The sequence below is a fragment of the Leptospira borgpetersenii serovar Javanica genome (genome assembly GCF_003046425.1).
Lineage (GTDB): Bacteria > Spirochaetota > Leptospiria > Leptospirales > Leptospiraceae > Leptospira > Leptospira borgpetersenii.
Genome location: NZ_QAJG01000009.1, coordinates 150,001 through 164,393 on the forward strand (window position 1 = coordinate 150,001; position 14,393 = coordinate 164,393).

The 14,393-nt window shown below is 41.2% G+C and carries 7 protein-coding genes and 2 pseudogenes (1 of these 9 running past the window's edge); 4 read left to right on the top strand and 5 right to left on the bottom strand.

Annotated features, from left to right (window positions below; translation table 11 throughout):
• The 3 genes in view from CLV95_RS09445 to CLV95_RS09455 are tightly spaced (at most 18 nt apart) and all read right to left on the bottom strand, a layout consistent with a single transcriptional unit that may run on beyond the window.
• A protein-coding gene (locus tag CLV95_RS09445; RefSeq protein ID WP_002729378.1) for an LIC_10461 domain-containing protein crosses the window boundary here: on the bottom strand, positions 1-386 show its 5' portion. Its footprint begins 139 nt before the window's first position; the window shows 386 of its 525 coding nt (coding positions 1-386); the start codon lies at positions 384-386; the stop codon falls past the left edge of the window.
• The gene (locus CLV95_RS09450; RefSeq protein ID WP_002729402.1) at positions 374-763 is read right to left on the bottom strand and encodes a Bor/Iss family lipoprotein; all 390 of its coding nucleotides are present in this window, start codon (positions 761-763) and stop codon (positions 374-376) included. Before CLV95_RS09450 ends, CLV95_RS09445 begins: the two co-directional genes overlap by 13 nt.
• 18 nt (positions 764-781) lie before the next feature.
• Positions 782-6,646, bottom strand: coding sequence for a beta strand repeat-containing protein (locus tag CLV95_RS09455; protein ID WP_016561440.1), 5,865 nt, complete (start codon positions 6,644-6,646; stop codon positions 782-784).
• 2,011 nt (positions 6,647-8,657) lie between these two features.
• On the opposite strand from CLV95_RS09455, the gene CLV95_RS09465 reads away from it, so the two are divergent.
• The 4 genes from CLV95_RS09465 to CLV95_RS09480 are packed head-to-tail and all read left to right on the top strand — an operon-like array spanning position 8,658 to position 13,008.
• Entirely contained in the window at positions 8,658-10,142 is a 1,485-nt protein-coding gene (locus CLV95_RS09465; RefSeq protein WP_002732194.1) for a SpoIIE family protein phosphatase, read from the top strand.
• A 1-nt stretch (position 10,143) separates the two neighbouring features.
• The gene (locus tag CLV95_RS09470) at positions 10,144-11,598 is read left to right on the top strand and encodes a tetratricopeptide repeat protein (RefSeq protein WP_002736648.1); all 1,455 of its coding nucleotides are present in this window, start codon (positions 10,144-10,146) and stop codon (positions 11,596-11,598) included.
• The gene (locus CLV95_RS09475; RefSeq protein ID WP_002732191.1) at positions 11,595-12,599 is read left to right on the top strand and encodes an LB_137 family protein; all 1,005 of its coding nucleotides are present in this window, start codon (positions 11,595-11,597) and stop codon (positions 12,597-12,599) included. Before CLV95_RS09470 ends, CLV95_RS09475 begins: the two co-directional genes overlap by 4 nt.
• A 10-nt stretch (positions 12,600-12,609) precedes the next feature.
• Positions 12,610-13,008 (top strand): STAS domain-containing protein, encoded by a 399-nt coding sequence (locus CLV95_RS09480; protein WP_002732148.1) that lies wholly within the window; start codon positions 12,610-12,612, stop codon positions 13,006-13,008.
• A 521-nt stretch (positions 13,009-13,529) separates the two neighbouring features.
• On the opposite strand, the pseudogene CLV95_RS09485 reads toward CLV95_RS09480, so the two are convergent.
• Both CLV95_RS09485 and CLV95_RS19345 read right to left on the bottom strand, forming a co-directional pair.
• Positions 13,530-14,121, bottom strand: a pseudogene (locus CLV95_RS09485) (IS256 family transposase); the annotation flags it as partial.
• Positions 14,122-14,273: 152 nt separating this feature from the next.
• A pseudogene (locus CLV95_RS19345) lies at positions 14,274-14,369 on the bottom strand (histidine kinase); the annotation flags it as partial.
• Positions 14,370-14,393: the final 24 nt, after the last annotated feature.

Consider the following 14,393-nt stretch of genomic DNA (forward strand, 5'->3'; position numbering starts at 1 on the left):
ACCGCTTCCTTTCCGTCTTGATTTTCTTTCGGAACCGTCTTCACTTCGTTTTTCTTTTCTTCGGCATACTTATCTTGCCAAGAAGGACAGTATACTTCCACGGTCCTCGCAGTATAAAAAGGTCCCGCAAAAAAATGAATCAGGGTATCCGGGATCGTACGAACCATCTTCACTTCTCCGGGCAGATCCTGACAAGAAGCCTCTTCACTGTCCGATAGAGAATAAACCCCGAAAAACGTATTCGCCTGTTTGTTTCTTTTTCCCGGAGGCGCGTGAATCGACGATAAAGGTTTGGAGTTTTCCTTATGAACGATCACTGTGGAATGACATTCTACACAAAAACAAATCGTTAGACACAAACCTAACATTCTGATTAAGGATAACATTCCACCTCCAAGGTTTGGGGAGAATAGATCGTAAGAGTCAATTGTTCCCAAACCGCGTCCCAAAAAGAAGTGAACTGATGCGCCGATCTCGGTCCCACTTCCGGACAGTATTTCGTTACGTCGACTATCTGTTCCGTAGGCAACAATCCGAAAAAATAGTACTTCTGGTGAATCGTATGGATCTTTCCGGGTTCTTCCTTTCTTGCCCTTTTCTCTTCCATCACCCGCTTACATTCGTTCGAATTTTGATAGCCCTGACAGGCCTGAGGAAGACTTTGCGGAAATCGAATCCATGCGTGTCTGCATGTTCCTAAAAAAAGAATGAATAAAATGTATATTAGTAATTTAAAATTTTTTGTTTTCAGAATGCTCTTCATTTTGAATTCTCCTTCTCCTCAATTCTGTTGACGATACGTCCGAACCGGAACTCCGTTTTTCCCAGCGCTGACGTAGATGTAGTTGATGCTTCCCGATGGAACCGAGACCGCCGAATAGATCTGTTGGACGTTTGTCGCATCCGTCAGTCCGCTGCCCGCGATCTGGCTCCAAGACGCTGACGAAGATCCGGGATTGGCCGTGTTCGTTCTGTAGATTTTGATTCCGTTCGAATTGTCGTATCCGATGTAGAGATACGATCCGTTTTTCATCACCATCGTGATCGTTCGGTTGTTCGTATCTCCCATATTCGTGATTCCCGTTCCGTCGTCGCCTACCACGGACCAATCCGCTGCGTCGCATTCGCTCGTGTTTCCCGATACGGTCGGATCGCATTTCCAGAGTTGCGCTCTTCGGTTCGTGGTCGTTCCATCCGTACAACCCGCGACGGTTCCCGGCACGCTTCGGATTCCGAGCGCTTGCGAACTTTGAACGCAGACAGTTCTCGTTGCATAAAGGTTGTTGTTGAACTCGGCGAATTGTGCAAAAGCTTTGTCCCCGGGAATCAAGTTGTAAAATTGACTCAACTCTAAAGAGAACCAATTGTTCGTCGGACTATTATGCCATTTCGTATTGGTTCTTGGTCCAATCTCCACCCAGTTCGAACAAGAATCGGGTCCTGTACAAGCCGCCGTAGGATCGGCCGTGGTAGAACGTATGATAGATCCGTTATGCCCTACCGCGTGTAATCCCCCGTTTGCAGCGTAGATACGATTTTTAAATACGAACATAGAATCGACTCCGATATAATACCCCCAATTCGGATGTGCGTTATTATTGATTCCTAATAAACCCGTTGACGGTCCTCCGAAGTAAGGAAGGAAATCGATCCGGACTCTTTTGCCTTTGGTTCCGTCAAACGCATCGCAGTTGGAACCGGGAGTACAGAATCCGGTTCCGGAATCCGCAGAGTTGAAGGTTACGAATCCGAAATCAGGTGCGTTTAGTCCCCCGAACAATCCGACCCCGTCGTTACTAGATTTCGCAAAACCGGCAAACACTCTATTGTTGAGAACCGTCAACGAGGAAGTTCCAGCGGTCAAAGCCCCCGTGATCGAGCCGAGATCCATGTATTTGAAACTCATGTTGGAAGAAGGATCTGCGGAATAATACAGATAATCGAAAAAGTATTGTCCGAGTCCATCCGCTATGGTTCTCGCTCCTGCGACAAAAAGATAAGATACACCGGAAAGAACTCCCGTAACGAACACTCCTCTTCCACTTTCGTTATCCGGACCGCATCCAAGAGAAAGGGTTCCGTTGTTTGAGGTACATCCGGAATGTCCTAATGTTACGTAAGGCGGAATCGTGATCAAATTCTCCCGAGAAGAAGCGGTATTCAAACTTACATTCGTCGGATCACCATCCTGGGCGGTCGTATCCTTTTCAAAGGAGAATTGAACCGATTCGGGAGCGCTTCCGTCATAAGCGAACCTGAGTGCTCCGTTTCCGGAATTGTTCGGCCCCGAATAAATTTTAGAATTGAAATCCATGAGATATCCGAACGTGGACGAGTTCGGATCGATGGAAACCGGTCCATCCGCAAAGTTTACGGGAGAAGTTCCACATCCTAAGAAGGAAGCTCTATCTCTCGGAGAAGATTGAAGATTCTCCGTATCCAAAGAATTTCGAATTGATCCCCAACTTGTGTTGTCAAATCCATCTCCGGCTACAGAATCTGCGGCAATGATAGTATATTGTGCGCCCGTTTGCACTAGATTGTGTACGACGCAGACTTTTGCGGAATCGGCTGTCGCTCCGTTACAAACAATTCCATCCAACATCTTAACGCTATTGATCGTTCCCAGATCGCTTGCGCCGATAATTTTGTAACGACTCGCACATTCCGTAGAACCGGTACATTCCACAGAACCTGAAACGTTATTTCCGGACTTAGGGGTTTTGGAGAAATTCAGGATTACCGAGTTGGAATTCGCACAGGAAGCGGAAACGATTTTGATCTGCTCCTGTCCTAAAAAGTCACCATAGTTCGCACAACCCAAATTGTTCGGACTAGTGGAAAGATCCTGTACCCCCGACTTATTCACTATAATCGTATAAGGAACATTAGACGTTTGAGAAGACCCGAGTGTTAAAACGAATACAGACCCGCTTCCGCTCACAGAAGAGACGGTAATCACGGAAAAAGTAGAAGTAAAGTTACTGTTGTCCGAACAACTTCCGCTCACAGAGGACGTAAGAGCCAATTTGTAATTGGCCGCAACTTTAGCCTGAACTTCGTTTACGTTTTCCGAATATGTGATCCTCACCGTAGAAGGAGTCAAAGCCACTACGTTCGCGACCGTCGGAGCAATCGCATCCAAAAAGATCACGGACAAAGAAGTATTTCCGCTAATGCTTCCGAGAATTGAAGTGATCGTCACGGCTCCAGCCGCAATTCCCGTGACCTTACCTTCCGTTCCGAAAGCGTTGCTCACCGTTCCCAGAGTTGTGTCGGAAGAAGTCCAAGTCACTTGGGTCGTCAGGTCCTGCATCGTTCCATCGGAGTACGTTCCCGTAGCCGTAAAATTTTTCGTTTGTGTCATATAAACAAAGCTGTTCGTAGGACCTACTGAAATAGAAACAAGTACGGCGGCTGTAACGGTTAGGCTTGTAGAATTGGAAATCGCTCCCAGAGTCGCGGTAATCGTGGTCGTTCCGGTAGAAACGGTAGAAACGAAACCTTCGTGACCGCTCGCGTTACTGATCGTAGCAATGGAAGTATTCGAAGAAATCCAAGTCACTTGAGACGTGACGTCTAATGTCGTAGAATCCGAATACACACCGATCGCAGTGTACGCCTTCGTGTTTCCTTTTGCCATGCTGATATCAGCAGGCGAAACCTGAATCAAATTCAAAACCGCCCCCGTCACTGTTACGTTCGTGTTCGCACTCGACGTTCCTCCTAAAGACGCGGAAATGTTAGTAGAACCCGTATCGACCGCCGTCATTCTTCCTTGAGTTCCGCTCGCGTTGCTAATCGTAACGGCGGAAGTATTCGAAGAAATCCAAGTCACTTGAGATGTCAGATCTCTGGATGAACCGTCCGTATAATGACCCGTCGCTACAAAGTTTTGATTTAACCCCTTCGCGATGTTGAAAGAAGAAGTCGGAGCGATTGTGATGCTCGTTAAAATTGCGTTTGTAACTGTAAGGACGCTCGGATCGGAAGTCACCGGGCCCAAACTCGCGCTGATATTAGTCGATCCCGCTTGAAGCATCGTCGCCTTACCGTTCGATCCCGAAGCGTTACTGATCGTCGCAACAGACGGAATAGAAGAAGCCCAAGTTACGGAATCGGATAGATTCTGATTGCTACCGTCCGAATAAATACCCGTAGCGGTAAAATCCTGAGTCAAACCGTTGGCAACGCTCGGATGAGTGGGATCGATCTGAATGCTGGCCAAGTTCGGAGCAATTACGGTAAGATCGGCAAATCCGCTCACCCCACCGAGAGTTGCAGTGATCCTTGAAGTCCCCGTGGTACTGCTTCCGTTTGCGGGAGAATTCATCAGTTTCTTTTTAGGACCGGCTTCTAAAATCCCAAGCTGGATCACATTTGTTTGAGAACTATCCCAAACAACTTGATCACTGATATTCAAATTGCTACCGTCGGAAAAAACACCGGTCGCGATTGCCCTGGTAAATGTACCTTTCGCAATCGGAGAATCTTCCAAGGTCACTTGAATGGAATCCAAAACTGCGACGGTCACCGTAAAATTGATCGTAGCGGAAACTCCTCCCAACGAAGCGCTGATTTGAGTTGTTCCCTGTGTGACACCGGTTGTTTGTCCCTGCCTACCCACAGCGTTGTCTACGGAAGCGATGGAAGAATCCACACTCGTCCAGGCAACAGAAGTAGTTAAATCCTGAGTATTTCCATCCGAATAGGTTCCCGTCGCGGTAAGATTCAAACTTCTTCCACCTGCAATCGAAGGAAGAGCCGGAGTGATCGTGATCGAATTTAAAACCGCATTTGTGACAGTAAGAACCGTAGAGGAAGAATTAATAACGCCTAACGTGGCAGAAATATTCGTAGTCCCAGCAGAAGAACCTAAGGCAATTCCTTCAGAACCCGAAGCATTACTAATCGTGGCTCGATTTGTGCTAGAAGAATTCCAAGTCACTTGAGACGTTAAATTCTGATTGCTACCGTCCGTATAAACTCCTGTAGCAGTGAAAGGAACCGTAAGACCGGTCGCAACCGAAGGATTTGTCGGAGAGACTTCAAGCGAAGTTAAAGTTGCCGCAGTTACCGAGATATCCGTATACGAGGAAATCGCTTCCAAAGTAGTCGTGATTCTTGCCGTACCCAAACCTCCAGAGGAAGGAGACTGCATTTCTCGTTTCGGAACCGCATTCAAGTTCGCGATTTGCAAGATGGAAGAATTAGAACTACTCCAAGCGACCTGATCGCTGATGTTTTGAGAAGAACCGTCCGAGTAAACTCCGACCGCCTGAACGAACGTAGACGTGCCTCGGGCAATCGAAGAAGAATCGGAAGCCACCTGAATCGATACTAAAACAGCGTTCGTGACATCTAAAGAAATAGTACTGTCCACTCCTCCGATCCCCGCGGTGATATTTGTAGTACCAACTCCGATTCCTGTAATTCTACCGGCTAAACCCGCGGAGTTATCCACAGTAGCGACACTCGCCAAAGAACTGGACCAAGTTACTTGATTTGTGATATCGGAAACCGTACCATCCGAAAAAATTCCAGTTGCGGTCGAAAACAAAGTTCTTCCTTTAGCAACGCTTGGATTCGCAGGAGTAATCGTAATACTTGTAAGAACCGCCGAAGTAACGTTAACCTGGGTTTGACCAGTAATCGCGCCTAAAGTGGCCGTGATACTCGCAGAGCCTGGAGATTGTGTAGTGAGAAAACCTTTGGAGAACGCAGAGTTATCCACAGTAGCGACGGTTGTATTTAAAGAAGCCCAAGAAACTTGATTTGTCAGATCCTGAGTGGATTGGTTACTGTAGGTTCCAATTGCGGTATACTGTTGCACTTTACCGAGAGCATAACTAGCATTTACAGGAGTCACGGCGATCGAACTTAAGGTTGCGGAACTTACCGTAATGGTCAAACTGGAAGTGATACCATGGTACGAACCAGTAATCGAAGCGGAACCTGGAGAAATTCCTGAAACAAGACCAGTGGAATTCACTCCAACAATGGAAGATTGAGTGACGTTCCAAGACGTATCGGGATCGGAAGTCAAAACCTGTGTATTTCCATCTGAAAAAATTCCTTCTAATTTGCATTGGCGATCGATTCCCACCGGTAAGATATTTCCCTGATTGACACAGGTAACGATCAGATTGGACAAAACAGAAGATGTAACGGTTAATGTAGAAGAAGCGATCTTTCCTTGAAACGCAACGTTTACGTTTCCGGAACCGAGATTCATCCCTTTGAACTGAGATAGAGTTAACAACTTGAGAATGCTTGAATCCGTAGAGGACCAAACTCCTTCCGAAGAAATATCTCGATGAGTATTGTTTTTATAGATAGCGATCGCATTTAAATACACAGAGGTTCCCCGAGCCAAACTCGAAGAAGGGGATGAAATTTCGATTCGATCCAATTCAATTTCGGCTTGATCCGATTCAAGCAGATCGTTTACTCCTAGAAAGAGCATCCAAAAAGAATTGTTGGCTCCTCCTTTTTTACCCGCCAGTAAACCGGGAGCGCCTGAAAAAATCGGCCAAGCCGCGCAAGTTTCCAAAAAGAATAAACTGAATGTGAGGAAAAGAATCGAGGTAAGTTTAAAGAAGAATCGTGTTTTTTTATCTTTGGATTTGTTAATCTTCTCAGCCATCGCCGTAACCCTTTAATAAAAGACTTAAAAATACGACATGAAGCGGAGATAACGCATAATATCCGCAATCAAAAACAAATAATACTTCTGCACTGCAAATAACAAATTATCATAATATTTCTGCAATAGAATAGAACGCAGGGCACACTTTAACAAAATAATAACCACAAATAATACAAAGTAAATAATTTTTTGACAAAAATTGCACAAAGAGATTGCAAAAAGAAGTTCGATAAAACGTTAAACACTTTGAACGAGCAAGAGATTGTCCAAAACATCGCTATAAATATAATCGCAAATTTTTCACAAACTAAGAGATTCCCGCAGTTCATGTCCCTTTGGTAGTTTATCGGCTTTTAAATGGGTCTATCGTTGGAACACTCCCGTAGGAGTTCTTACATTTTTGTTAAACTCAAGCCGTCTCGCTTCTATTGGCGCTCGACAGGGTTCGGGACAAACTATAAGAAAAAACAGCAGACTCGTTCCGTATTTTGACAAACGACAAAGAATGATTTTAATATTAAAAGTACATAAAATAATAAATAGACTTAAAAAAATGGATAAAATTACAAGAATTGAATATATTTTAGAAAAAATACTATGAGAAGTAAATCAAAGAATCAATTTTAGTCTCATTTCTCAAAAAAGCAAAATAGAGTTTTTGAAACTTATCCCGTTTTGGAGGTGCCGGGAATAAGAAGCATACCCAACGAATGAACATCCTTATGAAATTGGACATCTGGTACAGTATTGTTTGAGAAACCCTATTGAGAGAATCCTTTACAAAACATCGATACGGATATTGCAACGAACATCAAACATACTTTCTTCTATGTTTGTGTCGGGCTCTCCCACTATATTTTACATAAGATCGTACTACAAAATATAGCAAAAATCGACTCTGAACCTCACTGTTTTAAAAAACCTTGTATCAATCATTATGAATCATATCATATATTTTATCCTACAAATCTCGGCTATTCAGATCTCGTGAATTTTAGTAGAAACCCACCTTTTAAATGTAGAATTCCTGACACCTTTTATATCACAGACAGTAAAACAAACAACAAGTATCCGACACCTTTTAAAATCCAGCTCGATCAAAAGATTTGTGCCTAAGTTTATACAAAGGCAAAGATCGAAGAAATAAATGTAAATGTCTTTAATAGGTTTGTAAAAGATTTAATTTTTTCGTAGCATTTCTGGAACGCAGATAAAAACAATTAAGAACAAGAACATTCAAATTCACCTATCTATTGCCCGGAAGTAAATTCCACACAGACAAAACAAAATTTGCAAATTATTGTTCCGACAACAAACATCGTAGTAGAATACTTACAACCCTACCCTGGGATACGGGGAAAATAGGAAGAATTTCTTGGAGAAAAATCGAGTTTTTACGATTTATCTTTTCAATGGCAGAGCACAAAAACTGACTTCCAAAAAAACAATTTCGAAATTTTTAGCATCCAGTTTTATTATTACGAAAATGTAATATATACTTGAAAATTTACACAAACAAGTTTTCGCTCTGAACGATCCTTCGACTCTTGGAAAAACGACTCCTCAATAACTGCAAAGATTCGTCCTATTATTGACTTTACGGATAAATTCCATTCTGCATTTGAATTCTAAAATTTTAACCTTAGAAAACAAATCTAAAGAGAAACCCGCACATTGTACACTTTTTAAGCAGGTGTTACAATATCAATGAACCGGAAATACACCCTTATGTATAGAAATACAAAATTGTTTTTAAAATACTGTAAATCTACATCGAATCAGAATGGCTAATAAATTGCTTTCATCCGTTCCGCTTCAAATCCTTTCAAAACGCAATGGAACTTGAAAAGAAATAGAGTGACGAACCGTATCTTGAAAAGACAACCGTCGATCTCTTTTTTAATACAACGTTTTAAAAATTATCCAATATTTGTTCCGGAAACTAAAGGCTTCACTTTATAGTATGCAATGATTTTGGCCCGCGAAACGGCGATAATCAACCTTGACCATGAAAAAATCGCTCCGACTACAGATCATAGTTATTTATACGATTCTAACCGTTGTAAATCTTACTTTCGTAGCGGTCATGATTTTTGAAAACCAAACAGATCTTCTGATTTCCAATTTTACTTTGGAATCAGATCGGGTTGCCCGGGAAATACTTAAAAAAGTAGAATCTTTCGGAAATACAAACTTCGAGGATTCGTCTCAAGCCGACGAATTTCAGAGCAAACTTTTAAGCATCGGGCTCACAAATTTCTCTGTAATTGCAGCCGAAGATAATTCTTTGGAAAAAACCCGCACGCTTCTTTCAAACGGCGCTACAGCCTCTATCTCCGATCTCAAAACAAAACTTACGAATATGAGTAACGCCAAAGCGGCTTTGAACACTTCGTATGATATAGAACTCGACACTGATCATTTTATCGTAAACCTAATCTTCTATCTCAATCCGAAAACGTTCTTAATTTCCCAGATTAAGATGAAAGAAATGGTGGATAGGCTCAGATCCCTTTATATACAGCTCGGATTGTTGTTAGTGTGGGGTTTTGCGTTTCACATCCTTTTCGGAATTTTTCTTTATCGAAAGATTTTCGTCCGCCTTTTTCTTTTGAAAGAAGTCAGCGAAACTATGGCTACCGGAAATCTGAACGCAAGAATATCCTGGAACGTTTCCGCTCACGACGAATTGGACGTGTTAGGCAATACGTTCAACGGGATGGCGGAACAAATCTCCTCCCAATTCGATACTCTCAAACTTAAAAACGCCCAAATCCAGACAGAGTTGGAAATCGGTAAAAACGTTCAAGAATGCTTTCTTCCCGAAAAAAGAAAAAAATTCAATTTGGTCAACGTAGAGATCGTTTACCAACCAATGCGGGAAGTCAGCGGAGACATCTATGATATTATAGAAATCAGCGATACAAGAACCGCGTTCTTTCTAGCAGATGCAACCGGACATGGCGTCTCCGCTGCACTGATCACTTCCATTATTCACTACAATGTGGAAAACATCATGAAAGAAACCGTGAATCCGGCACATATCTTTAATCGTCTTAGCGATAATCTTTTTGAAACTTTACAAGGAACTTTTTTTGCAACCGGAATTTTCATTCTTTTTGAAAAGGAAGAAGGATACGCCTATTTCTGTAGCGCTGGACACAACCCAATCTATTACTACCGCAAGGCACAAAATAAAATTGTAGTACTCGAATCGACGGGATTTGTTCTTGGAATTGGTATTCCGGACGAGTACAATGTTCTAAAAATCAAAACTTCTCCAGGTGATAAGATTCTTGTTTATACCGACGGGGTCCTGGACGCAACTAACGAAACGACGGAACAATTCGGAGACGACCGTCTTTTGAATACTTTTCAAAAATACGCAACTCTACCGACGGAAGAACTAACGGAAAAAATCCGAAACGAAATCCACTCTTTTGCGAACGTTTTTCCTGATGACGTTACTTTCGGGATTTTAGAGATCACTTAAAATGAAAAAGAGTCTTTTCATCGCAATTCTTGGATTTCTATTGATCGTTGTTTTCGGTTTGATTGTACTCGATACAAAACTCTACGAGTTAAAGGTAACTCTTGAAAAAAGAAAACTTTTTAATTTTTCGTTCTCAAGCGAAATTCTAAGGTCAAAGTTCGAAAGTATTCTTTCCAACAGAGAAAACATCAGAGCGGAGATGAACCTGAACAATCTACAGAGTTCTTTGATCGAAAGTAATCAGTTAGAAAAATTCAGCGTTGGAATTTTACAAAACTTCGGGTCTGTTTTGATCAATTCAGTTCGTTTTGTCACGGGCAAACCCCCAATAGACTTCGAGATCAGTTCGACCAAAATCCGTCTTTTGGAACACTCCTTTACACTGGAAAGAAATCAAGCCTACAAAGAAGCTTATCAAGCTTATGGAGAATCATTAAAAACATTTGCCAAAGGAACTGACGAGAGCGGATTTATTCTTTTGCATCAAGGTTTTTGTCTCGCGGTTCAGGGAGAATTTGACCACGCACTCAAAGATTTGGAATCAGTTTTGGAAAACAATCCCGGAACCGTATTCGCAAACGACGCAGAGATTTTAATTGCGATCGTACAAAAATCAAAACAGAGCGCTAAAGAAATTGAGGAAAACTTCGATAGCCCTGAATCCAGAGCAAGGGCCTACTTCGCAAAAGGAAATTACCCTAAGGTTTTGGAAGAATTCGCAAAATCAGAGATGACTTCCGCAGAGATGAAGTACATCCAAGCATATTCTTTCGAAAAAACGGGAAATCAAAACGTAGCAATCACCGAGTATGCAAAACTTGCCTTTTCCAATACGGACAAGGAAATTGCAATCAAAGCAAATCGTAGACTCATGATGTTGGGTCATTATTACAACGCGGGAAATGAAATTGTAAAAATCTCCGACAAGAATGCGGAAAGACTTGGAGACAGAAGCGAAGCCGCAGAAATCAAGGCTTCTTCCGAAAAATTAAAGCGAGCAGATGTGGAAGACAATCTATCCAATCCGGATAAAACCAGTCACATTGACGAAAAGAAAAGTCTTCTGAGTTCCGAAATTCAAGAAGTCGTTTCCAAGTCGGAAGCATTTTTAAAAAAGGCGGAAGAGGAAGCGAAAGTCGAGGCTAAAAACTATATTGCAATCCAAGTCTCCGATTCCGTTCCCGTTTATGGAGACAAGATCATCATAGATGGAGACGAAACCAAACTTTTCTCGGCCCATTTCCCAATTACCCTTGCCACTTATACGATCGACTCGATCACCGTTATGAAGAATTCCATCAAAAATTCGCGTAAACTTTTATTGATTCAAAACAAGGAAAAAATCCCATTTTTAAAAGCGATCTTTGAAGACGATCAATCCATTACCTTGATCGAAAAAAATTCCAAAAAGAAGCTCAGTCTGAGTTCTCCGATTCAAATCGAGTTGTCGAAATGAGAAAAACTCTAATATATATTTTATTATTTATTTTTTTAACAGCCCAACTTCAAGCACATCGGGTGATCCTAAAATCGGGGGAACAAGTTTCGGGAGATCTTAAAGAAACTGAAGGAACATCGGATCATATCATCATCTCAACGGAAGGAGAAGACATCAAAATTTTCAAAAAAGATATAGCCGAATTATTTTTTGAAGAAGCGGGAAATCATCTTTGTATACATTTTAAAGAACAACCGGAATCGAAATGTAATCTCAAACTTATCAGGCTCAACATTAACACACTTTATTACATCGATGAAAACAACCGCTATCTCCGAGCTTCCTTTAAAGATTTGGAATCGATCAGTATTGAGGAACCGTCTACGAGAATTTTAGAGCAACTTTCCAAAACCCGTTTCCAAATACGGATTACTTCTAAGGACAAAAAGGAAATTCTGTCCCCCATTCAAAGTGTAAAAGACGAAACGATTTCCGTTCAAAACGAATCGGATGCAACTCCGACCCTTATTCTAAAAGAAGAAATTGCATCTTTGTTTTATAAAACCACCGAAGAAAAAAAAGATTCTCCGAAAGAAAAAGAAACCCAACCGATCACAATTCTGGATTACTTAATACCGGGTTATTATCTCAAGAAACAAGGACATACAAAAAGCGGATTTACATTGATGGGATTAACCGCAGTTTTTGCAGCGGGAAGTATTTACGAATATATAGAAGCAAAAAATGCGCAAGGAAAAAGTCCGTTATTGATTCCTCAAAGTGACGGATCCGTCCTTTGGGCGGAACAATCGAGTGGGGAATTTAATAAACATAAAAATTTAAATCAACTTTTTCTAATATCATTGGTTTGCACTTATTTGTTTAACGCCGCATTACTTACTTTCCCGGCTACATTTTCTTTTTTCTTTCAGGAAGTCCCTGTAAATCCGGCAAATCCAAACCTACATTCGATAGAAAAGGATCAAAAAATTGAAATGAAAATCAACATTAACTTTTAGGAAAACAAAAATGGAAGCAACAAACAATTCAAAGGACGAGTTATCCGTAGAGGTCATATCGAATTCTCACGTAAATCATCTACTAAAACCGTATGTTACGATTGTAAAAACGAACGGGGAAATAAATATTTTTTCTTCAAAAAAACTTAAAGATTTATTCAATGTGAAAATCGACGAAGGGGCCAAAGTCCTTTTATTAGACTTATCGGCTACAGCTCATATTGATTCTTCGGGACTTGCAGTCCTTATCAGCACACAAGCCAAATTGATGAAACAACTCAAAGGTGCCTTGATTGTTTATTCGATTCCGAGTTCGATTGGCAAGATTTTTGAACTAACTCGATTAGATAAACTCATCACCATGTCAATTGATTTAGACGAAGCGGTTGATAAAGCGATGACATATTAATCGCATTCGTTCACCCAGTTTTCTTAAACTCGAAACAACTTCGAGTTTAAGAAAGATCACTGTAGTGAGTTTTATAATTCGGTCTGATAAATTATAGAATTTTTCTATTTACAAGGAAATCAAAAAGGGAAAGTGTCAGCAAAACTGTGTAAATGACATTTTTTGAAAAGAATTCATTTTCAACCGATCAGGGAAAATGATGGAAAACTGGTTCATCGCTTGAACTCAGCGGCTCGCTCTCTAACATAACGTTACCCACAAATTAAGAAGGCTTTTGGGATCATAAGGATCAAAAACTGATATTTTTCAAGTGTTCCGACAAGAATGAGGCTTTTTACTTGCAAGAAGTATGATTTTGTGGTAAAGAAAACCTCCCGAGTCTTCCCACCGCCTCTCCCCTCCACCCAAAATCAGGGTGGGGCGTAAGTTTCACAGAGGATTTGTAGTAATTCCGACAGATTTATCTTCAGATCCAAGTATTTGTGGGTAACGTTATGGCTCTCTAAGGATCGCTCGCCATCCCAATCTTGAATGGGCATCGTCCATTTTTTAGACATATTATTCAATGCTAAATAGAGAAGTTTGACTGCCGCCTCATCCGTTGGGAAAGGATCCCCGATTTTTGATAATTTTTCTTAGACCCATATTCATAGATTCGATCGCGTTTGTTGTATATATCGCCTTACGAATATTAGGCGGATAAGCCAAAAAAGGAATCACCGATTCCCAATTGTTTCTCCAGGATTTACTGATCATCGGATACTGACTGTCCCATTTGGTTGAAAAATCATCAAGGCTTTTCTTTGCGATCTCTTCCGATGGAGATTTGCAAATCGCCTTTAAATCAATCATCAACTCTTTCTTCTGTTTGTAAGAAACCCATTTCAAAGAATTCCTTACCATAGGAACGATACAAAGTTGAACTTGTGTTTTAGGAAACACAGATAGAATCGTATCTGGAAATCCTTTTAATCCGTCAACACAGACAATTAAGATATCTTCAACCCCACGATTCTTTAAATCGGTTAAGATTTGAAGCCAGAACTTTGCTCCTTCGGTTTTCTCCACCCAGATCCCAAGAATCTCCTTTGTTCCCTGTAGATTGATTCCTAAGAACTTGTCCCAAAACCTGAAAAGAAATCAGCACAATCACTTTATAAGTTCTTAATATATTGTGGAAACTCCCGCAGATTGGTGATTTATGGATTTCTAATGAATTGTATCGTTGGAACACTCTCGTAGGAGTTCCAACATCCGAGGTTTTAAGACAAGTTCTGATATGGCGCCCCTATCCGGAGCAGTAAATATTTTTTCGCATTTTTTTTAATCACCCAATAATTTAACTCGTTAGAGAAAAGCATTCGCGACGATTGATCAGACTGATA